Below are 23,498 nucleotides of genomic sequence, written 5' to 3' on the forward strand. Positions count from 1 at the left end.
ACCAGCTGCTTTTCAGGCTTCTGGGGACCACTTCGATCCAACGACCAAGGCCCGTTCCGGTCCGGCAAGGTCAGGAAGTACCTATTCCTTCCCCCGCCGCGCCAGCTCTGCACGCCCGAGCCGCAACGCCTCGATGATCGCGTCGGCGTCGTAGACGCATCCCGCCCAGGTGCCGCCGCTGGCGTCCTGCAGCGCGGCCCAAAGGCGGGTGTCGGCCGGCAGCCGCGGGTGCGGTGCGATCGCGGCGTGGAGCTCGCGATCCGCGAGCAGCGCCGCGCCCTGCCGCGGATCGAGCGGCGCGGCGTGATCGGTGCCGATGAAGTCGATACGGCCTTCCAGGCGGCTGCGGTCGATCTCGATGCGCACCAGGTCGCCGTCGCGCAGCCTGCCGATCGGTCCGCCCGCCAGCGCCTCGGGGCCGATGTGCCCGATGCAGGCGCCGGTCGACACGCCCGAGAAGCGGGCATCGGTGAGGACCGGCACGTGCTTGCCCCAGGGCAGGTGCTTGAGCGCGGAGGTGAGCTGGTAGGTCTCCTCCATGCCCGTGCCGGCCGGCCCGCAGCCGGCGAGCACGACGACGTCGCCCGCGCGGACCGCGCCCTCGCCCCTGGCCTTGATGGCGCGGATCGCCTCGCGCTCGGAGGCGAACACGCGGGCGCGGCCGGTGTGGCGGTAGACATCGTCGGCATCGATCACGGACGGGTCGATGGAGGTGGCCTTGATGACGGAGCCCTCCGGCGCCAGGTTGCCGACCGGGAACACCAGCGCACTGGACAGGCCCGCGGCGCGGGCGGCGTCGGCACCCATGATGACGTGGCCGGGATCGACGCCGTCCAGCTCGCGCAGGCGCGCACGTGCGGCGGCGCGCGTGGCGCTGCGTTCCCACCAATCCAGGTTCTCGCCGAGCGGCCGGCCGGTGACGGTCAGCACGTCCAGGTGCAGCAGGCCCATGTCGCGCAGGTGCAGCATCACCTCGGGCACGCCGCCGGCCATGAACACCTGCACCGTGGGATGGTGCCGCGGACCGTTGGGCAGCGCGTCGACCAGCCGTGGCGTCGCACGGTTGGCACGCGTCCAGTCCTCGACCGTGGGCGGCGCCAGGCCGGCGGCATGCGCGATCGCCGGCACGTGCAGCAGCAGGTTGGTGGAGCCGCCGAACGCCGCATGCACGACGAGCGCGTTGGCGACCGCCTCGTGGGTCAGGATGGCCGACAGCGGGATCCCGTCCGCCGCCAGCCGCATCAGCGCCAGCGCCGAACGTCGCGCCATGTCGGTCCAGACCGGTTCGCCGGACGGCATCAGCGCGCTGTGCGGCAATGCCATGCCCAGCGCCTCGGCGATCACCTGCGAGGTGGCCGCGGTGCCCAGGAACTGGCAACCGCCGCCCGGCGAACCGCAGGCGCGGCAACCCATCGCCGCGGCATGCTCGAGGTCGATCAAGCCGTGCGCGAACCGCGCGCCGATGGTCTGCACGGTGCCCGCATCCTCCGCGCCGCGCGCCGGCAGCGTGACGCCGCCGGGCACGGCCACACCGGGCAGTTCCGCGCAACCGGCCAGCGCCAGCAGCGTCGCCGGCAGGCCCTTGTCGCAGGTGGCGATGCCCAGCACGCCCCTGCGCTGCGGCAGCGATCGGATCAGGCGGCGCATGGTGATGGCGGCATCGTTGCGGTACGGCAGGCTGTCGAACATGCCGGTGGTGCCCTGGGTGCGGCCGTCGCAGGGATCGCTGCACATCACCGAGAACGGCAGCGCGCCGTGCGCGGCGAAGGTCTCCGCGGCGGCCTGCACCAGGCGGTCGATCTCCCAGTGTCCGGTGTGCATGCCCAGCGCGACCGGGCGGCCGTCCGCCGCGCGCAGGCCACCCTGGGTGCTGACGATCAGGAACGGATCGCGCCCGACGTCGGCGGCGCGCCAGCCCATGCCGGCGTTCTGGGTCAGGCCGAAGAGGTTGCCGCTGGGCTCCTCGCGCAGCATGCGCGCGTCGATCGGCAGGTGCCCCCGCGGCCCCTCCCCCGAGGTGCGGGTGGCGGCGATGGCCGATCCGTCGCCGAGGATCGCATCGAGGCCGTAGCCGGGCCCGCTCATGGCGTTCGTGCCTCAGGCATCGCGCGTGGTCCATTCGCCGTCGATCCATCGCAGCAGCGCGCCGGTCGGGTTGTGGTCGCGCAACGACGGCGGCAGGCGATGGTGGCGGACGTTGTCGTAGCAATGCAGGGCGGAGAACCGGATCGCGGCGGCCGGGAAACCCACCGCGGTGAAACCCGGATGCCCGGTCGACGGGAACGGACCGCCATGGTTCATCGCTGCGCTGACGGCGACGCCGGTGGGCATCCTGTCGTTGAGCAGGCGCCCGACGCGGGGGCGCAGGATGCGCTCGAGCGCGTCGTAGGTTTCGTCGTCGGCGCCGCCGGTGTCGCTGTAGACCGCGGCGGTGAGGTTGCCCTCCATCGCTTCCGCGATCCGCGGCAGCTGCTCCGTGGAATCGGCAGCGACGAGCAGGCAGACAGGGCCGAAGGCCTCGCTCTGCAGGGCGACGGGATCTTCGAGGAAACGCCTGCCGGACACGCGCAGCAGGGTCGGCTGGAAGGCATGGCCTGCGGCGGCGTCGGCGATGCCGCCGCCGGCCAGCAGGTCCGCGCCGGCACTGCGCAGGCGCGCGACCGCATCGGCGACGGCCTGCGGGCTGCGCGGCGTGAGCAGCACGCCGGGCGCCGCCGCCGCGGTCAGGTGCCGCAATGCCTCGACGAAGGCTTCGGCGTGGCCGCCCGGCGCGAGTACGGCCAGCCCCGGCTTGGTGCAGAACTGTCCCGCGCCCATGGCGCAGGATGCATGGAGTTCGTTGGCGATCGCGGTGCCGCGCTCGCGCAGCGCGCCCGCCAGCACGAACACCGGATTGACGCTCGACATCTCCACGTAGACCGGCTTGCCTGCCTTGTCCGCGGCGGCCTTCAGCGCCATGCCGGCGGCGCGGCTGCCGGTGAAGGCGACCGCGGCGACGGCCGGGTCGGCGGCCAGGCGCAACCCCAGCCCGACATCGGCATGGAAGAACATCTGCACCGCACCGGCGGGCAGGCCCGTGGCCTCCGCCGAAGCGAGCGCGGCCTCCGCGAGCAGCGCCGAAGTGCCGGGGTGCCCCGGATGCGCCTTGGCGATGACCGGATTGCCGGCCGCGATGGCGGCGGCGAAATCGCCGCCGGCGATGCCGTTGAAGGCGAACGGGAAGTTGTTCGGGCCGAACACCAGCACCGGGCCGCCGAGCGGGCCGTGCACCGAGCGGATGCCGGCCGCGGTGTCGATGGTGGGCCGGCTCCAGCCGCCGTCGCGCGCCGCCTGCGCGGCCTGGCGCAGCTGGCCGCTGGTACGCGGCAGCTCGACGTTGCGCAGGCGCGGCTCGGTGGGCAGGCCGGTTTCGCGATGCGCCGTTTCCACGAGCTCCGCCGCGCGCGCCTCGATGGCCCCGGCATAGGTGTCGAGGAAATCGGCGATCCGCCCGGCCGGCAGCCGCGCCATGTCGGCGGCGGCGCGCCGGCCCGCGGCGAGCATGGCTTCGAGGTCCGGCCAGTCCGACACCGGATAGCCCCGGCCGCCGAGTTCCCGCTTCGTGGACGGATCGACGGCGCGGAAGCGGCCGGTGGGCGCACCGGCCCGGATCCAGCGACCGTCGACGAGGATCGGGTGCAGCGTATCGATCGGGCTCATTGCACCGGGTTCTCCAGCACCAGGCCGTCGATGTCGATGCGCACGACGTCGCCGGCCTGCAGGGTGAAATCTTCGCCCGGCACGATCCCGGTGCCGGTGAACAGGAACGCACCCTGCGGGAAATGCAGTTCGCGAAACAGATAGGCGGCCAGTTCCTCGAGACCGCGCTTCATCCGCGAGCTGCGCGTATTGCCGGCGAACGCGCGCGCGCCGCCACGCACGATGTCCAGCGCGACCGGCAAGTCGCGCATGGCCTCCGGCGGGCACAGGCGGATGCCGGGGCCGAGCGCGCAGGCGCCGTCGTAGACCTTGGCCTGCGGCAGGTACAGCGGGTTCTCGCCCTCGATGCTGCGCGAGGACACGTCGTTGCCCGTGGTGTAGCCGACGATCCGTCCCGCGGCGTCCAGCAGCAGCACCAGCTCCGGTTCGGGCACGTTCCAGGCGCTGTCGGCGCGGATGCGGATGGGCTGGCCGTGCCCCATGACCCGCCAGCCGCTGGCCTTGAAGAACAGCTCCGGGCGCTCGGCACCGTAGACCTTCTGGTACACGTCCCGGCTCTGCGACTCGGCCTCGCGCGCCATGCGGCTGCTGAGGTAGGTGACGCCGCTGGCCCAGGCCTCCTGCCCGTCCTCGATCGGCGCCAGCAGCGGCGCGGTCGCTGCTTCGCCGATCGGCAGTGACGGCGGCGCCATCGCTCCAGCGGGCTGGCCCAGCCATCCGCCCAGCGCGAAGTCCGGTGGCAGGTAGCGGCCGTCCAGCGCCCAACGCGGGCCGGCGGCGGTGGCATGGCGTGTCAGGGTGGCGTGCATGGCGGGAACCGTTTCAGGGGAAGGAGATCAGAGCAGCAGCAGGCCGGCGACCCACACCAGCGCGCCCGACAGCACGGCCATCAGGCTGGAGCCCAGCGTCAGCAGCCGGTAGCCGTCGCCGGGCGTCATGCCGCTCATCTGCGTGACGACCCAGAAGAAACTGTCATTGGCGTGCGAGGCGAAGAACCCGCCCGACCCGATGGCCACGACCGCGAGCGCGCGGCCCAGGTCCGAGTCCAGGCCCAGGGCCGGCAGCAGCGGGGCGACGATGCCCGCCGCGGTGATCATCGCCACGGTGGCCGAGCCCTGCGCGGCGCGGATGGCGGCGGAGATCGCGAAGGGCAGCCACAGGCCCAGCCCCCACGAGGACATCGCATCGCCCAATGCCTGCGCGAAGCCGGAGTTCTGCAGCACCCGCCCGAAGGCGCCGCCGGCGCCGGTGATCAGGATGATGATGGCCGCGGCCAGGATGGCGCTCCCCACCCAGCCCGACTGGGCGAACATCTGCCGGTCCAGCTTCCTGGGCAGGGTGAACGCCATCAGCATGCCCAGCAGCAGGGCGACGACCGGGTCGCCGATGAACTGCGCCAGCGAAGCCGCGACGCCTTCGCCGAACGGCCGCGACGGCAGCCTGGACACTGACCCCAGCATGATCAGGACCAATGGCGCGAGCACGGGCACGAATGCCCTGGCCGCGGACGGCGCCTGCGCCAGGCGGCGTGCGATGTCGTCTTCGCTGATGTCGGGCGCAGGATCGATGTGCAGGCGGCTGGCGACGCGCGTGGCCCACCACCAGCTGAAGGCCAGCACGACCAGGCTGACCGGCACCGCCACCGCCGCCACCAGGCCGAGGTCGGCCGCCAGCACCTGCGCGGTGGCGATGGGTCCCGGCGTGGGCGGGATCAGCGTATGGGCGACCATCAGCCCGAGACTCAACGCGGTGGCGGTGGTGGCCAGCGACAGTCCGGCGCGCCGGGTCAGTGCCCGGTTGAGCGGCGCCAGGATCACGAACCCGGAATCGCCGAACACCGGCACCGAGGTGACGTAGCCGATCACCGACATCGACGCCGGCACGCGGTGGTGGCCGATGCGTTTCAGGATGGCCTCGGCGATGGCGTAGGCGCCGCCCGAGCGCTCCAGGAAGATGCCGATGATGGTGCCGGCGATGATGATGATGCCGACGTTGCCGATGGTGCCGCCGAAGCCTTCCTTGAGCGATGCCACCAGCTCCGGCAACGGCATGCCGCTGCCCAGGCCGAAGATGAAGGCAGCGGCCAGCAGCGCCAGGAACGGGTGCAGCCCGAACCGGGTCGTGGCGACGACGATGAAGGCGACAGCCAGCAGCAGCAGGATCAGGGGCAGCATCTCGGATATTGTGTTAGCGCTATCATTTAAAGCCCTATGATGCCCTTTCCTGCCGGAAGCGCATGTTGCACCGTGTCATCCGGCTTTCTTCCAGCGGGCTACTTGCTGTCACCCAATGACCACGCAAGGAGACTGAAGTTCGACCAAAAGTCCGCCCAGAGAGTCCAAGTGCAGTGTCAGGGAATGGAGAAGCAGTGCGCTGGGGTACGCACGCGTACGGATGACAAGACTGCGCGCCAGCCGCCGTCTTCTCCGTAGTGTGAGAGTGACCATGAATTGGCCGTGCGCATTGCGATGCTCTGCGCTACTCATAATTGCTCTGACTGGAGCGACAGAATCTCGCCGACCTCATCGCCTTTCTCGCGGTCGCGGAAGAGCGGAGCTTCACCATTCGGCGTCGCGGCTGTTTTCCCTAGGAAGTCCCGGCCGCGCCGCGGTGCGGCCGAGAACCGGTCCGTTCAGAAGGGCTGCGGCGCGACCGCGTTCAGCCGCACCTGGCGGGAGGGCAGGCCTTCCGCATCGATATCGACGACGATGGGGCCCGCCTGGGCGCCGGCGCGGACGACGGCAACCACCCGCCCGTGGAAGGTCTTCCGTTCGCCGGACTGGAAGCTGGACACGTCCACGGGATTCCCGTTGCCGATGCCGGCCAGCGTTCCCGCTCCGGTCACGCGCACACGTACCTGCCTGTCGTCCTTGCGAGCATAGACGGGGGTGCCGTCGGCGTCGTGCAGTTCCACGGCGACGTAGGCCAGATCCTCGCCGTTGGCCCTGAGCTGCGGCCGGTCCACCGACACGACGGCGGCGGCCGGCTGGCCTGCCGTGCGCAGTTCCCAGCGCCCGGCCTCGCGCCCATCGCGATAGCCCACCGCGAGCAGGCGCCCCGGCACGTAGGGCACCTCGTAGACGGCCTTGTATTCGCTTTCCATGCCCACCGGTCTGCGACCGAGGCTCTTTCCGTTGAGGAACAGTTCCACTTCCGGCAATTCGGAATAGACCAGCACCTCCTGGCGCCGGCCTTCCTGCCCCGGCCACGTCCAGCTGGGGTGCACGTCGTCCAGCGACCAATCGAGGTGCGGCGGCACGATCGGGTACAGGCGGCGGTCGGGCAGGTCCTCGGTGCCCTCGGGCTGCCGGACGAACGCGGAGATCGGCGTCGCGCCGGTCTTCCAGACGACCTGGCGGTAGTAGGCTGCCGGGCGCATGCGTCCGGTTGCGTCGATCTCGCCGCAGTACGCCAGGTGCCAGGGATACGGGCCGAGCTTCTGCCAGTCCTGGCTGTACCCCATCCAGCCGATGCCGGCTTCGCCCAGGTAATCCACGGCGGTCCAGACAAAATCGCCGATCACCCACGGCATGCTTTCGACGGCGCGCCAGTAGGGAAACAGATCCTGCGGCGTGGATTCGGAGGTGTACATCGTCAACTCGGGAAGCCGCTCGTGCTCCTTGGCGAAGATGTGGGCGTGGTAGTTGTAGCCGACCACGCCGAGTACCGCGGCCTGGTTCGTGCTCTTCGGCGGGTCGGCGTTGATGCCCTGGGTGACGGGCCGTGTCGGGTCGAGGCTGCGCACGCGCTCGGCAAGTTTGCGGCCGGTTTCGACGCCCTCGGGCGTGCCGTCCTCGGGGATCTCGTTGCCGATGCTCCAGAACAGCACGCTGGGATGGTTGCGGCCGCTGACGACAAGACTGTCGATGTCCTGCTGCCAGTCCTCGGCGAAGAAGCGCGAATAGTCCTGCGGCTTCTTGCTCTTGTTCCAGCTGTCGAAGGCTTCGTTGATGACCAGCATGCCCAGCTCATCCGCGGCGTCGAGGGTGGCCCGGCTGGCCGGATTGTGTGCGCTGCGGATGGCGTTGTACCCGGCGGCCTTCATCAGCGCGACCTTGCGGGCCTCCGCGTCGGGCGCGCCGGCGGCGCCGATCATGTAGTTGTCGTGGTGGATGTTGCCGCCACGCAGCAGTATCGGCTGGCCATTGATGCGCAGGCCGTTGGCGGCGTCCAGGGAGATCGTGCGGATGCCGAAGCGGGTGCGCCTTTCGTCGACGGTCGCGCCACCGATGCGGACCTCCTGGACCAGGGTGTAGAGATTGGGGGAATCCGGAGACCACAGGCGTGGCTTGGCCACGGCCAGTTCCAGCGAAGGCTCCACACGCGCACCGGCGGCCACCGTATGCGTCTGCCTGGCCTCGGCGACCGTCTCGCCGCTGGCCGCAACCACCCGGGTCACCCATTCGGCGGACTGCGCCTTGCCCGATCGGTTGTCGATGGCGGCGCTCACCGAGACCACGCCTCGGTCTTCGGTCGCCACCGGGGTGGAGACGAATACGCTCTCGGGCTCGATGTGGACCGGATCGAGGAGCTCCAAGGCGACCGGCCTGATGAGTCCCGAGCCGGCATACCAGCGCGAAGATGGGTCGGCATGGTCGACGCGCACGACGATGACGTTGCTGCCGGGGCGGACCTTGTCGGTCAAATCAACGGAAAAGGCGGTGTAGCCGTAGCGGTGCTTCTTGAGGTGTTCGCCGTTCACCCAGATGTCGGCGTCCATGTACACGGCTTCGAAGTTCAGCCGGACGATGCGGGAAGCCTCGGTCGGCGTGAGGACCAGATGCCGGCGGTACCAGCCGCTGCCGCCCGGCAGATAGCCCGAATCCTGGCCGCTGACGGTATCCGGGTCGAACGGTGGCCGCCCATCCGGCCTGCTTCCATCAGGTCTATCCATGATCGAGAAGTCGTGGGGTACGGCCACTTGGTGCCAGGAGCGGTCATCGAAGGCGGTCCGCTCCGCACCTGCGGCCTCTCCGGCGTGGAAGAGCCAGTCCTGCGACAGGTTGCGGATTTCCGCCCAGGCAGGCGATGCGGCGATCGCCATGAGCAGTGCTGCCGCGAGGCGTCGCTTCGTGGCCGGAATCGTTCTCATGGTGGCTCTCCCGCTAGATGTTGCAAATGCCGATGACTTGGCGCCGTCGAACACGCCATGCGGAACAGCGAGGCTCTTGAGCCAGAAACCCTGCATGCCTTCGAACTACACCCGGCTGCGCCGGAGCGGCTTTTCGAGGGCATCCATGGATGAAGCAATCCCGCGGAAAAGGAAGCGGAAACCGGAGCTGCTGATCGCGCGGCGACGCTTTACGGCGTGATGCTACAAGGCATATTGATACTCCGAAAATAACAATATCGCCGATTTCCATATCCATTCGGATATGGCTTCTGTCCCATCCGGCGGAGGATTTCAGCGTGCATTGTCCCGATATCCCGTCCGAGCCGGCCTTCGGCGCGGCATCGGCCGGGCGCTTCATTCCGAACTGCGGGACCGAACCAGGGGCGCGGACACGGCATGTTTCTATATCGATTCGTGTATCAACAATGATCATTTAGGCATTTGTGGCATATCAATGCAGCCCGCAGAATCAGGGGCGCTTCAGCTGCCCGGGGGCGGCTGCACTTTCGCTAGGAGGCGCAGGCCACCCCTGCTGCCGGCCATGGGAACCGCCTTCTCAAGCTTTCATTCCTATGCCCGTGAAACTATCCCGACGATCGTTCATCCAATCCGCGGCCGCGGTGGCTTCACTTCCCTGGTGGGGTGCCAGGGCTGCGGCGCCTGCGCCCGCCTTCACGCCGACCTGGGATTCGCTGGTCGACGGCTACCGCACGCCGGACTGGTTCCGCGACGCCAAGTTCGGCATCTGGGCGCACTGGGGCGCGCAGTGCCAGCCCGAGATGGGCGACTGGTATGCCCGCCGCATCTACATCCAGGGCAACTGGCAGTACGACCACCACGTCAAGACCTACGGCCACCCGACCAAATTCGGCTTCATGGAGATCCAGAACCTCTGGAAGGCCGAGAACTGGAATCCGGACGCACTGCTGGACCTCTACGTGAAGGCCGGCGCCAAGTACTTCGTCGCGATGGCCAACCACCACGACAACCTTGACGCGTACAACTCCAAGTACCACGGCTGGAACACCATGCGGGTGGGCCCCAAGAAGGACATCATCGGCATCTGGGAGAAGGCCGCGCGCGCGCGCGGGCTGCGCTTCGGCGTCAGCAACCATGGCGCACACGCCTGGCACTGGTTCCAGTCGGCCTACGGCTACGACCCCGAAGGCCCCCACGCCGGCCAGCGCTACGACGCCTACCACCTGACCGAGGCCGACGGGCGCGGCACCTGGTGGGAAGGCCTGGACCCGCAGGAGCTCTACACCGGCCGCAACATCGTCATGCCCGATGGTTTCAAGACGATCCGCGCCGTCGAAGCCTGGCATGAGCACAACACCTTCTACTGGGACGAGAAGCCGCCATTGCAGAACCCGGCGTTCACGCGCCAGTGGTTCCTGCGCTGCCGCGACCTGATCGACAGCTACCGCCCTGACCTCGTCTACATGGACAACCACGGACTGCCGCTCGGCCAGGTCGGGCTGGACATCACCGCCCACTACTACAACGCCAACATGGCCTGGCATGGCGGCAAGCTGGAGGCGGTGGTCAACGCCAAGGTGCTGCCGACCGAGTGGCGCCCTGGCGTGGTGGAGGACGTGGAGCGGGGCTTCCGCGAAAACATCGAGCCCCTGCCCTGGCAGACCTGCACCTGCCTGGGCGACTGGCACTACACCCGCTCCCTCTTCGACAACCACGAGTACAAGCCGGCGAGCACCATCATCCATCGCCTGTGCGACATCGTCTCCAAGAACGGCAACCTGCTGCTGTCGGTGCCGATGCGCGGCGACGGCGGCATCGATGCCGACGAGCGCAAGATCCTGGAGGACATCGCCGCCTGGATGGCGCGCAATGGCGAGGCCATCTACGGCACCCGCCCGTGGCGCACCTTCGGCGAAGGCCCCACGCGCGTGGGCAGCGGCATGTTCAGCGAGGGCACGTCCAAGCCTCTCACCCCCGAGGACATCCGCTTCACGACCAAGGGCGGCGCCCTCTATGCCATCGCGCTCGGCTGGCCCAGGGACGGCGTGCTGCGCATCCAGACGCTGGCCGAGGACTCGGCGCTGGCACCAGGCACCATCGAGCGCGTCGAGGCGCTGGGCTCGGCGGAAAGCCTGCCGTTCGAGCGCAGCCGCAGGGGGCTCGAAGTGCGCCTGCCCGAAGGGCTCGCCGGCTCGATCGCCATCGTCCTGAAGATCCACGGCAACGGCCTGGTTTGAAGAAGGAGCGCAGATGAAAGCAGACGCCGAATGGAACAAGATGGACCGACGGATCACGCCGCAGCACAACTTGATGCTGCCGTACACTCGCATGCTGGTCGGACCGATGGACTACACCCCAGGTGGCTTGCATTTCCTGCCTGCGGGCCGCTACCGCGCGACCGTGTGGGAAGACGGCGAAGCGCCCGACGAAGTCCGGCGCAACGAGCGCATCGTGACCGCGCGCGACGCTCTCGCGCTGCGCCTGTCGTCGGCCGGCGGCGCTGCCGTGATCCTGGAGCCTTCGGACCGATGAAGGCGAGGAATCCACAGGGCGATCGCCGCCTGGATGCTGGCCTTCGCGCGGTCCTGCCCATGAGGCTGATCGGCGCCTTGGCCTGCATCCTCCTGTTCTCCATCGCCGGCGCTTCGTTCGCGCGGGACGAGGAGCAGGTCACCCCCGAACGGGCGCGCGCCAACTTCGCCCGGCCCGTCGTGCTCGGCCCGGACGACGTGCGTGCGTTTCCCGATGCGCCGGCCGGTTTCAGGGACGTAGACGCCGGCGTTGCGCAGGGACAGGTAGTGGAGTTGGCCTACGATTCGGGCATCACCGGCACGCTTCGGCGGGCGCAGGTCTATTTGCCGGTGGGCTATTCGGCCGACCGGAAGTACCCGGTGCTCTACCTGCTGCACGGCATCGGCGGCAACCAGGACGAATGGCGGGGCTACGTGCGCGCCCCCGCGATCCTTGACAACCTCATCGCCGCCGGTAAGGCCGTGCCGATGATCGTCGTCATGCCCAACGGCCGCGCGCTGCCGGACGACCGCAGTCCGTCGGAGGAGCGTGTCTTCACTCCGGAGAACGCGGCCGGGTTCGCCCGGTTCGAACACGACCTGCTGGATTTCCTCATGCCTGCGGTGGAGGCGAAGTATTCGGCCTACGCCGACCGGGAACAGCGGGCGATCGCCGGGCTCTCGATGGGCGGCGGCCAGGCGTTGAACTTTGGCCTCGGTCACCCCGACGCGTTCGGCTGGATCGGCGCCTTCTCCCCGGCCCCCAACACCCGGCCGCCGGCGGAGTTGCTGCCCGATCCCGAGGCGGTGCGCGAGCGAATGCTGCTGTACCTGTCGTGCGGCAACCGCGACGGGTTGATCAACGTCTCCCAGGACCTGCATGCGTACCTGAAGCGGCACGACGTCCCGCACGTTTGGAACGTCGACGACCACGGCCACGACGGCGACAGCTGGGCCAACAACCTCTACCACTTCGCACAGAGGATCTTCCGCTGACCCGGCGCGGATCGCTGGCGCCTCGGAACGCCTGATGCCGCCTTACCAAACTGTGGTGCCGATCCAACAATGCTGCGATCCGATGCGGGGATTCGCCTCGTTGCCAGCGATCCCACATCAGCGACCTCTGGCAATCGGTGCAGTAGATCCTCTTCCTGCGCTTCACCTGCAACACTCCTGCTGCTTCGGCGGCCTCCAATGTGTTGCATCGACCGATTGAATCGGCAGCCGAGAGCGGAAGCTCAGTGGGTCAGCAAAGCACGCGGTGCGCTGCCAAGCTCGAAGAACCAGGTTTGTCACTTATCTATGTGAGAAGTGCTAGCCTGTATCAGGCGGTCAGACGGGCAATCACAACCATGTCAATTTGGCATGGCTGCGGCCAATCTTTTCATTGGACCCACGGTCACTGCCCGTCCTAACCTGTCCACATGAAGCGGCCCTGCGCGTTTTCTACGGCTGTCCGCTGCCCGGAAGTACAGGAGTGGTCCATGCGCCAATCGAGCTTTCTGCGACTTCTAGCTGTCCTGCTGCTCGGCGGCAGCCTGTCCATGGGGACGGTCGCGGCAATAGCCGCACCGCCATCGAACTATTTCCATCAATGGGCCGCCACGCCACCGCTGGGCTGGAATAGCTGGGATGCCTTCGGCACCACGGTGACCGAAGCGCAGATCAAGCAGCAGACCGACTTCATGGCGGCCAAGCTCAAGGCCCACGGCTGGCAGTACATCACCGTGGATATCCAGTGGTACCAGCCCACCGCCAAGGGCCACAGTTACGAGGAAGGCGCCACCCTGGCCATGGACGACTTCAGTCGTCTTGTGCCGGCGCCGGAGAAGTTTCCCTCGGCCGCCAGCGGCCAGGGCTTCAGGCCGCTGGCCGACTACGTGCATAGCAAGGGACTGAAGTTCGGCATTCACATGATGCGCGGCATCTCGCGCCAGGCGGTCAAGCAGAACACACCGATCCTGGGCACCGATCTGCGTGCCGCGGACATCGCCGATATCAATAGCACCTGCGCCTGGAACCCGGACATGTACGGCGTGGACATGTCCAAACCGGGTGCGCAGGCGTACTACGACTCGCTGATGCAGCAGCTGGCCGACTGGGGCGTGGACTTCGTCAAGGTCGACGATCTCAGTCGCCCGTATGACCAAAACCGGGCGGAAATCGAGGCCATCCGCAAGGCGATCGACAAGACCGGCCGGCCCATCGTGTTCAGCACCTCGCCGGGCGAGACTGCTTTATCCGCCGGCGCTCACGTCAACCAGCATGCCAATATGTGGCGGATCAGCGACGATTTCTGGGATCGCTGGGAACTGCTGCTGGCTCAGTTCAAGCGCCTGCATGATTGGACGCCGTACCGGATCGCCGGCGCGTGGCCGGATGCGGACATGTTGCCGCTGGGCATCGTCGAGTTCGATCGGCCTACCCGCTTCACCCGCGACGAGCAGATCACGCTGATGACCTTGTGGAGCATCGCGCGCTCGCCGCTGATTCATGGTGGCGACATGACCCGTACCGATCCGTTCACCCTGTCTTTGCTCACCAACGACGAGGTGCTCGCCGTCAATCAGCACAGCGCGCACAATCGCCAACTGTTCCGCACCGACGACGGACTGATCGCCTGGGCCGCCGATGCGGCGGACGGCAGGTCCAAGTACTTGGCGGTGTTCGATACCCGCGATGCCATCGCCGCGGCCGCCAACAGTCGTCCGATCCCGGTAGAAATGGCCGCGCTCGGACTGCAGGGACAGGTGCAAGTGCGCGACCTGTGGAGCCACACGCAGCTGAAGCCGGTTAGCGGCACTTTCAAGCCGCAGGTCGCACCGCACGGCGCCCGTCTGTTCCGTCTCACCCCCAGCGACGGCTCATCGACGAAGCCGTGACGACGTCGCATCGTCACGCTCCACCGCACATCGCCCCCTCATGAGCACCGACCATACCAGCGGACTCAGCCGGCGCACCTTCGTCAAATCCCTGGCCTTGGCCGCGGCCGTGCCGCGTCTTGCATGGGCCGGCAGCGCCGTCGATACCGGAACCGGTGTCACCCGCATGTTCGCGCTTGCCGATATCCACCTCGGTGAAGGAGTGTTCGCCCACTCCCATGCGCTCAACCGTCGCTATCTGGTCGCACTGGCGGTGGACCGCCTGGTCGCGCCTTATCGGATCGAAGCGGCGTTGGTGCCGCGCGCATCCAAGTATCCCAACTGGGAGTCGATGGGTCTGGAGGGGCATACGGCCGGGCACTACTTGTCGGCCTTGGCGCAGGAAGCCGCTCAGGGCGATGACGAAATGCGCCAACGGCTCGACTACATGGTGGCGGAACTGGCCGCTTGCCAGCAGGCCAACGGCGACGGTTACGTTGGCGCCGTCCCCAATGGCCGCGAGCTGTGGAACAGCGTCGCGGCAGGCACGGTCGATGCCAGTTCTTTTTCGCTGGGCAATGCGTGGGTGCCGTTCTACAACCTGCACAAGATGTTCGCCGGCCTGCGCGATGCCTGGTTGTATGCGGGCAACCGCCAGGCCCGCGAAGTCCTGATCGCCTTCGCCGATTGGGCCGATCGCCTGGTGGCCGGACTCGACGAGCAGCGGATGCAGGCGCTGCTGGCTACCGAACATGGCGGCATGAACGAGGTGCTGGCCGACGTCTATGCCATCACCGGCGACAGGCGCTATCTGGCGTTGGCCCGGCGCTTTTCCCACCGTGCCCTGCTCGAGCCGCTGCTGCGCCGCGAAGACGCGCTGGACGGCCTGCACGCCAATACCCAGATTCCCAAGGTCGTCGGCTTTGCCCGCATCGGCGAACTGGACAACGATCAGGCCTGGATCGACGCGGCCGCCTTCTTCTGGGAGACGGTCACCCGGCGGCGCAGCATCGCCTTCGGCGGCAACAGCGTGCGCGAGCATTTCAATCCTGTCGGCGACTTCAGTGCGATGCTCGGATCGCCGGAAGGGCCGGAGACCTGTAACAGCTACAACATGTTGCGGCTGAGCACACAGCTGTACCGGCTGGATCCGCAGCCGCGCTACGCCGATTTCTACGAGCGCACGCTTTTCAACCATATTCTCTCCAGCCAGCATCCGCAGCACGGTGGCCTGGTCTACTTCACCCCGATCCGTCCGCGCCACTACCGGGTCTATTCGCAGCCGCAGGAATGCTTCTGGTGCTGCGTCGGCACCGGCATCGAGAACCACGGCCGCCATGGTTCATTCGCCTACGCCCACGACGCGCACTCGCTGACCGTCAATCTGTATATGGCTTCGCAACTGCAGTGGCGCGAGCGCGACTTGGTGTTGCGCCAGGACACGCGCTTCCCGGACGAGGAATCGAGCCGGCTGTCCCTGCAGCTGCGCAGGCCGCAGCGCTTCCGACTGCGTCTGCGCCATCCGCACTGGTTGGAAGGGCCGCTCAACGTACGCGTCAACGGCAAGCCCTGGTCGCTGCAGTCCACTCCCTCCTCCTATGCCAGCATCGAGCGCGACTGGGCCAACGGGGATACCGTCGAGATCGACTTGCCCATGCGCACCCGCGCCGAAGGACTGCCGGACGGTTCGGACTACGTGGCGCTCATGCATGGTCCGATCGTGCTGGCCGCCCGCACCGGTACCGAGGAGCTGGACGGGCTGATCGCCGACGCTGGCCGCGGTAGCCACGTCGCCCCGGGCCCGTATCTGCCTTTGGACCGCGCGCCGATGCTGGTCGGCGATCGGGATGCGCTGGCGACGCAGGTCAGGCCAGTGCCGGGACGCCCGCTCACCTTCGAGGCCGGCGGACTGATCCGACCCGCCGCGTTCAATGCACTACAGCTGGAGCCGCTGTTCCGTGTGCATGACGCGCGCTATCTCGTGTACTGGCGTACCGCCACTGCATCCGCCTATCCCGCTGTGGTCCGCCAGATCGAGGCCGACGAACGCAGGCGACAGGCGCTGGAGGATCGCACCCTGGATCAGGTGGTTCCGGGCGAACAGCAGCCCGAGGTCGATCATCAGTACCAGGGCGAGGACAGCAGCACCGGCGTCCGTATGGGGCGCCACTGGCGCGACACCGGCAAGTGGATTTCCTATCGGCTGAAAGCACAGGAAGGCACCGGTCCGGCCACCGCCATCGAACTAATGCTTACTTTCTACGGCGGCGATCACAACGAAGGCTTCGACCTGCTGGTCGATGGGCGTCGGCTGACGACGATCAGGCTGCAGGGCGATGCGAAAGACACGTTCGTCGAGCACAAGATCGCTTTGCATCAGGACCTCGCTCAAGCTGCTGTTCAACGAGGCTTGACGATCAAGTTGGTCGCCCTCGCCGGGCGGCGAACCAGCGGCTTATTCGGTCTTCGCCTCCTGCGTACCGAAACGAACTAAGACGCGATGCGGTTAGAGGCGAATTAGAGCTCTCAGCGTCTGGTCACCACTTATCGCCTTGTCGGCGCGAACGTGCTCGGTAATGACGATTACTGCGCGGCTGGGGCAGCGCCCCGCCGCTTCATCTGATACTCCGCCTGTAATCTCCAAGTCTTGCCGCCGTCGCTGGACGCCTCATCGCGCCAGACAAAGGAGTCGGGCCGGATGTCATTGGCTGACCATCGCGATTGCCCGCTGCCGAAATCCTCGGTTTCGAGCACGAACCGATCGTGTCCCACCGGGCCGCCCGTAAATCTGGCGACTGAACCGTGTTCCGGATCGACGAAGGCCGAGCGCCACGCTCGCGACTTCGGATCGAGCCAGTGCAGGTTCGTGTAGACCTCCCGATCCTTGCGTATCCCGGAAGGATTGACGATCCAGAGAATCTGGATGGCTCGCCCGTCCATGACCCATCCGACGATGAATTCACCTGTGCGGTGAGTCGTCTCGCCGTCCTTCGCGAAGTGGGTGTATTCGACATCCCACGTTCCGACGAGGCGGCCGACAACTTCCGCCTGATTGCCCAATGAGGGATGCGGGCCCGTAGCGGCGAGTTCGGTCACCAGACCGAGACGTGGATCGGTGGCAGGTGCGTTGCCATCCTTCTCGGTTGCCGTTACGCGACTGCAAGCGCTCAGCGAAGACAACAATACTGCAGCCACCAGCCACACTGCATGCTTCTTCATATCAGTAGTCCCGTTTCCGAAATTCGGAGAGTCAGTGTAGGTGCGAACGACACACGGATCGAGACCGCTTACTGCACCGGAATGACGACTCACTGCATGACCATTGCAGTTCCTCCATCCGGGCCATCGTCGAGATGCGCCTGGCTCATGAACGTCTCGGCGCTTAGGCTTGAAATCCGAGGGATTTGCCGTTTCTAGGCGGTGCCGCTGGATTTCCGCGTTGAATGGGTGCAACAACCCGCGACACGATGCGACGGGTGTGCCCGGATGGAATCCCGCAGCTCGACGAGCCGATCTCCGTGACGGGATTTCCCTCGCGCGAACATCCTAATCATTTGCGCCAAGGGCGACCGTGAGCACCGCCCGCACGGTGCGCGGCGGGACGGGCGAAAGGAGCCCGGACGACGCGACCAGATAACCCTCTTCGCCGAGGAGGTTCGAACCCAGGATGCGCAGGTCGGCCCGGCGGCCGCCGAGCATGAAGCCATGGCGCAGGCCCAGGCTCAGTGTCGTCACGGCCTTGAAGCTGTTCGCCGTGTCGGCCCAGCGCTCGCCCATGTAGCTGACTGTGGCATCCAGCGACCAATCTCTTCCGAACCGACGCACGATTGTGGCGTTCGCGACGCGCTGGGAGACGCCTACGTCATGCGAACCGACCAGGCCGGCATCCACAAGCGTGCCGGTGAGCTCGGACTCGAAGGCGACGACGCCCGCCAGGATGCTGGTCTCGGGGGTGAGCTCCCCCGCGATCGAGGCCTCGAAGCCGCGATGGCGAACCTCCCCGACGACGCCGAACGTACGGTCGAGACGAAATCCCTGGCTGGGCTTCGAAACGTCGAAGAGCGCGCCGATCAAGGTCAACCGTGGGGAAAGGGCGTAGCGGGCGCCCAGCTCGAACTGCTCGGCTTCCACCGGCGGCAGGACTTCCTCGCGGTTGATCGCGGACGCGGGCGCCGATCCGCTTTCTTCCAGCCCCGTCACCCAGCTCCCGAACACTGCGGCGCGGTCGCTCAGGTTGACGACGGCGGAAGCGTTGTAGTGCGTCGTCTCGCTGAGGCGCTCGCTCGTCGCGCCGGACGTCGAGAGCACCGTCTTGTGATAGCGCGTCCGGTGCGCCGCGAGGCGCAGCTGGATCCGGTCGCGCCAGGTGAGGCCATAGCCCGCCGAGGCGGTAGTTTGCGTGACGGTGTCTTCGCCGCGCGTGCCGGACCATGGGCGTTCCGGCATATCCGGCGGGTCGCCGGTGGCGAGGTCGAAAGCGCCCAGCGGAATGGCGAGGCTGGAGGCGAGCTCGGTGGTGGTGTCCCGGCCGCGCAGCGACAGCGTGACGTGGTTTCCGAAATCGCCCGTATCGAATGCGCGCCCCAGCCGGATCTCACCGGTATTCGAGACCCGGTAGTCGCGCTTCGGGGTCCGCAGCGTGGTGGCGGTAGCGTTCCCCTGCGCGTCCGACGAGATCAGCGTGTTGTCCGCATTGTCGAGGGAGAAGACCGAGCGGAAGGCCGATGCGTCGACGGTGAAACCGTGGAGCTCGCCGCGGTAGAGGAGGCCAAGGTTGGTGGTCGTGGCCACGGTCCGCGCCCACTCCGGCGAATACTGGTGCAGCTTCCGCAGGTTCGGCGGGATCGCCCCTGCGGTCGGGATGACCGCATAGTCGCCGTCATATTCGCGGTCATTGACCGATCCGAACACCCGCAGCCGGTGACCGGGCGCGACGTTCCAGCCGACCACGGCGCCGCCATTGATGCCCGAGCCGCGATAGCCCTGCGCGAGATGCCACACGGGGCGCCACACGACGCCGCCGGCGAGGCTGAACGCCCCTGCACGCCACGAAACGTCGCCCTGGACCACGCGCGTGCCGAAATCGCGAAAGCCCCCACCTACCCGCAGCTCGTTCGTCGGCCCGGCCTCGCGCAACCGATAGTTCACGACTCCCGAGGGCGCAGGGTAAGGGAGGCGCGCGGCGTTCACGCCGACGCGCACGCTCACACCCGCCAGAATCGTGTCGTCCAGCGCTTGGGCACGACTGAAATAGGCGTCGTCGATGCGATAGGCGCCGCTGTCATTGAGATCGAAGCCGCGCACCTGGCTCTCGGTATAGAGACCCGATTGCTCGATCCCGACGCGCTCGCCGAACGCGTCCGCAGCGCTGGTGACGGCGTTGTCCTGGGCCGCCGCCGGCGCGGCGGCGGCAAATGTCAGAACGATCCCTCCGAGCCGTGACAGTGGCGCGATGGCATCAGCGCGCACGGCGGAACGTGAAAACAACCAGGAGCGCGCGCCGTGCATGAAGTGCTTCCTCTCGCCATTGCCGCACCCAGCTTAGGGGCGCCGATCGCGCAGGCGAAGGCAGCTCGCTGCAGCCATCTGGCGTTTCGCTGCATCGATGCGCACCTTTTGTTTGCTTGGACTAGTATCGCCGGCATGACCCACGCCGCCGCCCCTTCCGCGCAGACCATCAGCTGGCGATGGATCGCCGTGTTCTGGTCCGCCGGCGCGGTGTTCGAGGCCACTCAGTCCGTCTTGATCCTGCATGCGCTGGGAAGGCATGGCGGAGAACTGCTGCTCTTCGTGACCGAAATGGCCGCTTGGCTGCCTTGGGCGCTGGCCACCCCATTCGTCATCAAGTTGGCCAGGCGGCGCCCGATTATTCCCGCCCCCACGGCGCGAGGCATCGCTGCTCATCTCTTGGCGTTGTTCGCCATCAGCATGATCGCGGAGGCGTGGTCTGCGGCACTGCAGATGCTCTTCAATCCTTGGACGCATCGGCAGGCGCCAACCTTCTGGGACACGTTGAGCGCGACGCTGGTTTTTCACGGGTTGATCTGCGTGTTTGCCTATGCGCTGATCCTGGCCATCACCTATCTTGTGGACTCGCGGGACAAGGTTGCGCGCAAGATCGCCGAGACCGCACAGCTCAACGCAGAGCTTTCGAAAGCCCAGCTCGCGGCGCTGTGCCGCCAGATGGAGCCGCACTTCATGTTCAACACGCTCAATTCCATCGCCGGGCTGGTGCGCGATGGCCGCAAGGCAGCGGCAGTAGGCATGATCGTCGGCCTCAGCGAAATCCTCCGCCGCGCGTCCCAGGACTTCCACAGGCCGGAGGTGACGCTCGCGGAGGAGGTCGAGTATCTTCAGCGCTACGTCGACATCCAGAAGGTCCGCTTCGGAGAGCGCCTTGGGTACAGCGTGGATATTCCGGAAGCACTGATGGACACACGAGTCCCGAGCCTCCTGCTTCAACCTCTCGTGGAAAACGCCATCAAGCATGGGCTGGCGGAGCGGGTGGCGGGCGGAGAGATCCGCGTTGCGGCAGTGAGAAAGGACGCGGCCCTGTGTCTCAGCGTCTATAACGACGGCTCGGACTTCGCGGCCGATTGGGAGTCGAAGAGCGCCGGCGTCGGCCTCGCAAATCTGCGCAGGCGACTGCAGATCATGCACGGCGACGCTGCCGATCTTCTCGTCAGGAGCGTGGAGGGCGGCGGCGTCGAAGTGGTCGTGACACTGCCCCTGGCCGATGCCGCATGACGCCGTCCGACCGGCGCGGCACGCCAATCAGCACCCTCGTCGTCGACGACGAGCCCCTCGCCCGGCGCAATCTCACGCTCTTGCTGCGCCGCGACCCCGACATCGGATCGATCGAGGAATGCGCCTCGGGAGCGGAGGCCGTCGAGGCCATTCGGCACCGGAAGCCGGATCTGGTGTTCCTCGACGTGCAGATGCCCGAGTGCGGTGGCTTCGATGTCCTGGAATTGCTGGGCGCCGATCTGCCCCAGACGATCATCTTCGTGACTGCCCACGATGAATATGCGCTGTGTGCCTTCGAGGCTGGCGCGCTCGACTACCTGCTGAAGCCTTTCGATGACGCGCGTTTCATGAGGGCGCTGGCTCGCGCGAAGGAGAAGATCGCGCACTATGCGTCGCATCGGCAGGCGCCGCGCCGGGTTGTCGTCAAATCGCCGGGGCGGCTGCTTTTCATCGATGTGCCGGACATCGATTGGGTGGAAGCCGCGAGCTACTATGCTTGCCTGCACGTCGGGCGGGAGACGCATGTGATCCGCCGCACCTTGTCGGAGCTCGAACGGGATCTCGGCGACGCCTTCATCCGCATCCACCGCTCGACCATCGTGAACCTCGAGCGCGTCCGCGGGCTCACGCTTCAAAGTTCTGGAGAATATGCGGTCGTTTTGCGCACCGGCGTCGAGCTGCCGGTGAGCCGACGTTACAGAAAGCCGCTGCACGAGCGTTTGATCTCGACATCGCCTCCCGCATAGCCGAGAGCCGGTGCGAGTGCCCCTTCCGGCGTTGCACTCCGGATGCAATGCGACTGGCTGGGGCCTCAAAAACGAAAAACCCCGTGATTTCCTGGGTTTATCGTATCCAACTGGACTGTATCGGACCGCGTTGGATCAACGAATGGCCCACCAGCAGTCGCACACCGCCAATACGTGATTGATTCCGTTGGCTTTCTTGATACGTCGTCAGGCGTGTGACTCACACGCTGACTCACTTACGGCGTGATAGCTGTAGCGTCGGATTCGCCAGCTTACTTCGCAAGCATGGCGACCAGGCCGTGTACGTTAGTTTGGGCACAAATCGGGCAATTTAACCCGGGATACCGGTGTTAGATGATATCGCATCAGTGTAACTCCGTCTTGCGTTCGAATGGCTGCATGAGTGGCTTCGACTGTTTCAAAGAGGCTTGGGGCTGTCTCAGAGGTCGTTTCCGACCGTCTTGCCCGCTCGATTAAGAGGCCGGGGGCGGTGCACAATTCGGTAGGGAAGGCGCCACGGAAGCCGTAGCGCTGCAGTTGAGCCACGGACCAGACGCGCACTTGCGGAAAACGAAGCGCGAGCGATCCGGTTCGAGCGTAGTCGGTCGTGGCGATCCATGTTGCGCCCGTTTCCGCGAGCAGTTCAGTGATGGCATCTTGGGTCGCTGACCATCCGCGCGTTTGGTTTGGTGGATTGTCGGTCGTGCCGATCGGGGTGACCGGATTGAAGGCGGTCGCGACTAAACCGACGCTCATCAACAATGCGATGGCGAGGGTAGCCTTGGTCCAAAGCCGCGGCGACTGCGCTTGAGCGAGGCCAAAGGCCGCAGGAATGGCGAAGAGCGCCTGCAGCGGCACGATCCAATTGGCTTGAACTGGCGCATGTGTCGCGTGATAGGCGAAGTAGAGCAGGAGCGGAACAGAGCTCCAGACCAGCAGCGCGCTGTCTTTTGGCGGGGCCTTGAGAGCTCGGAAGGCGAACCAGGTGACCAATGGTGTCGGCGCCAGGAGCAGGAGCGCGGCATATTCCCCAAGATATCGGGTCGAGAAGCCGGAGGCGACGAGGCGCGCGCCTTGGCGTTCCAAGCCGAGCCAATCGTTTTGCAGGTTCCAGAAAAGATAGGGCAGAAGCGGCAGAATCGCCGCTACCACGGTCATATAGGGCAGACGTGTGAGCAGGTACGCGCGGCCTTTTAGCGTGGCAATCAGGTAGGCCAGCAATCCGAAGGCCAGAAAGGCATTGGTGAACTTCGACAGGCCGCCGAACCCGATGAGTAGACCTGTGCAGACCCACCATAGCATCGCGGAACGTGTGTCTGGGGGCGTGTTGGTCGCGCGGATCGCGGCCCAAAGTGCGGCGACCCAGAACAAGGTTGAGGGCGCGTCGGGGGTGGCGAAACTGCCCAGAGCGAAGACAAGCAGGCTAAGGTTATAGAGCGTTGTCGCCAGCACTGGCAGACCCACAGCGCCACCGGACATGCGCCGCGCCATATCGCCCACGAGGTATCCCGAGGCGACAAAACCAATAACCGGAAACAGGCGGATGCCGAGCGAGGTTTCACCGAAGAGGTTGGTTCCCATGCGGATCATGTAGGCGATCATGGGCGGATGATCGTAATAACCAAGCGCCAGATCGCGGGCCCACAGTGCGTAGTAGGTTTCATCATCAAAGAGGGGTACCAATGCGGCGATGGCGAGGTGAACGGCAAGAAACGAAATTGATATGGTGAAAACGGAAAGCCGCATCAGAGAGTTACCTTTACGGAAGAATGCCGTGTTGCTAAGCCCCCGAAGCCGCAGTGCTCCGAACTTAAGCCTTCCGCTCTCGCTGTTTGTTAGGAGA

15 protein-coding genes and 1 pseudogene are annotated in these 23,498 nt (G+C 66.6%); 8 read left to right on the forward strand and 8 right to left on the reverse strand.

Features of this window, described 5'->3' with window-relative positions:
* Positions 1-81 precede the first annotated feature (81 nt).
* From AB5T46_RS18740 to AB5T46_RS18760, 5 genes are all read right to left on the reverse strand, one after another.
* Positions 82-2,085, reverse strand: a complete 2,004-nt coding sequence (locus AB5T46_RS18740) for a YjhG/YagF family D-xylonate dehydratase (RefSeq protein WP_370565614.1) — start codon at positions 2,083-2,085, stop codon at positions 82-84.
* A gap of 12 nt (positions 2,086-2,097) precedes the next feature.
* Positions 2,098-3,699: an aldehyde dehydrogenase family protein gene (locus AB5T46_RS18745; RefSeq protein ID WP_370565615.1), complete on the reverse strand. Its 1,602-nt coding sequence runs from the start codon at positions 3,697-3,699 to the stop codon at positions 2,098-2,100.
* Positions 3,696-4,508 (reverse strand): fumarylacetoacetate hydrolase family protein, encoded by an 813-nt coding sequence (locus tag AB5T46_RS18750; RefSeq protein ID WP_370565616.1) that lies wholly within the window; start codon positions 4,506-4,508, stop codon positions 3,696-3,698. The genes AB5T46_RS18745 and AB5T46_RS18750 overlap by 4 nt, the downstream gene beginning before the upstream one ends.
* A 27-nt stretch (positions 4,509-4,535) precedes the next feature.
* On the reverse strand, positions 4,536-5,873 hold the full coding sequence (locus tag AB5T46_RS18755; protein ID WP_370565617.1) for a GntP family permease: 1,338 nt from the start codon (positions 5,871-5,873) through the stop codon (positions 4,536-4,538).
* A gap of 458 nt (positions 5,874-6,331) precedes the next feature.
* Positions 6,332-8,791, reverse strand: coding sequence for a glycoside hydrolase family 2 TIM barrel-domain containing protein (locus AB5T46_RS18760; protein WP_370565618.1), 2,460 nt, complete (start codon positions 8,789-8,791; stop codon positions 6,332-6,334).
* A gap of 641 nt (positions 8,792-9,432) precedes the next feature.
* On the opposite strand from AB5T46_RS18760, the gene AB5T46_RS18765 reads away from it, so the two are divergent.
* The 6 genes and pseudogenes from AB5T46_RS18765 (at position 9,433) to AB5T46_RS18785 (ending at position 16,656) form a co-directional block, all read left to right on the forward strand.
* Entirely contained in the window at positions 9,433-11,028 is a 1,596-nt protein-coding gene (locus AB5T46_RS18765) for an alpha-L-fucosidase (RefSeq protein ID WP_370565620.1), read from the forward strand.
* A 25-nt stretch (positions 11,029-11,053) separates the two neighbouring features.
* Positions 11,054-11,155, forward strand: a pseudogene (locus AB5T46_RS20500) (glycoside hydrolase family 97 catalytic domain-containing protein); the annotation flags it as partial.
* Positions 11,135-11,323 carry a glycoside hydrolase family 97 C-terminal domain-containing protein gene (locus AB5T46_RS18770; protein ID WP_459558945.1) on the forward strand — a complete coding sequence of 63 codons (189 nt, stop codon included), beginning with the start codon at positions 11,135-11,137 and terminating at the stop codon, positions 11,321-11,323. The pseudogene AB5T46_RS20500 and the gene AB5T46_RS18770, both read left to right, overlap by 21 nt.
* 59 nt (positions 11,324-11,382) lie before the next feature.
* The gene (locus AB5T46_RS18775; protein ID WP_370565622.1) at positions 11,383-12,297 is read left to right on the forward strand and encodes an alpha/beta hydrolase; all 915 of its coding nucleotides are present in this window, start codon (positions 11,383-11,385) and stop codon (positions 12,295-12,297) included.
* 488 nt (positions 12,298-12,785) lie between these two features.
* A complete protein-coding gene (locus AB5T46_RS18780; RefSeq protein ID WP_370565623.1) occupies positions 12,786-14,183 on the forward strand; it encodes a glycoside hydrolase family 27 protein in 1,398 nt (465 codons plus the stop codon).
* A 40-nt stretch (positions 14,184-14,223) separates the two neighbouring features.
* Positions 14,224-16,656: a glycoside hydrolase family 127 protein gene (locus tag AB5T46_RS18785; RefSeq protein ID WP_370565624.1), complete on the forward strand. Its 2,433-nt coding sequence runs from the start codon at positions 14,224-14,226 to the stop codon at positions 16,654-16,656.
* Positions 16,657-16,745: 89 nt separating this feature from the next.
* Here AB5T46_RS18785 and AB5T46_RS18790 read toward each other — a convergent pair whose 3' ends face one another.
* Positions 16,746-17,381, reverse strand: a complete 636-nt coding sequence (locus tag AB5T46_RS18790) for a hypothetical protein (RefSeq protein ID WP_370565625.1) — start codon at positions 17,379-17,381, stop codon at positions 16,746-16,748.
* A 327-nt stretch (positions 17,382-17,708) separates the two neighbouring features.
* Positions 17,709-19,670, reverse strand: coding sequence for a TonB-dependent receptor (locus tag AB5T46_RS18795; RefSeq protein ID WP_370565626.1), 1,962 nt, complete (start codon positions 19,668-19,670; stop codon positions 17,709-17,711).
* Here AB5T46_RS18795 and AB5T46_RS18800 point away from each other — a divergent pair.
* Positions 19,665-20,909: a sensor histidine kinase gene (locus tag AB5T46_RS18800; protein WP_370565627.1), complete on the forward strand. Its 1,245-nt coding sequence runs from the start codon at positions 19,665-19,667 to the stop codon at positions 20,907-20,909. The two genes, AB5T46_RS18795 and AB5T46_RS18800, sit on opposite strands and share 6 nt — an antisense overlap.
* A complete protein-coding gene (locus tag AB5T46_RS18805) occupies positions 20,906-21,655 on the forward strand; it encodes a LytR/AlgR family response regulator transcription factor (protein WP_370565628.1) in 750 nt (249 codons plus the stop codon). Before AB5T46_RS18800 ends, AB5T46_RS18805 begins: the two co-directional genes overlap by 4 nt.
* 306 nt (positions 21,656-21,961) lie before the next feature.
* Here the strand turns inward: AB5T46_RS18805 and AB5T46_RS18810 are convergent.
* The coding region (locus tag AB5T46_RS18810) for an ArnT family glycosyltransferase (protein WP_370565630.1) at positions 21,962-23,498 on the reverse strand (1,537 nt) is incomplete at its 5' end.

The sequence above is a fragment of the Luteimonas salinilitoris genome (assembly GCF_041300785.1).
In the GTDB taxonomy this organism is placed as follows: Bacteria; Pseudomonadota; Gammaproteobacteria; order Xanthomonadales; family Xanthomonadaceae; genus Luteimonas; species Luteimonas salinilitoris.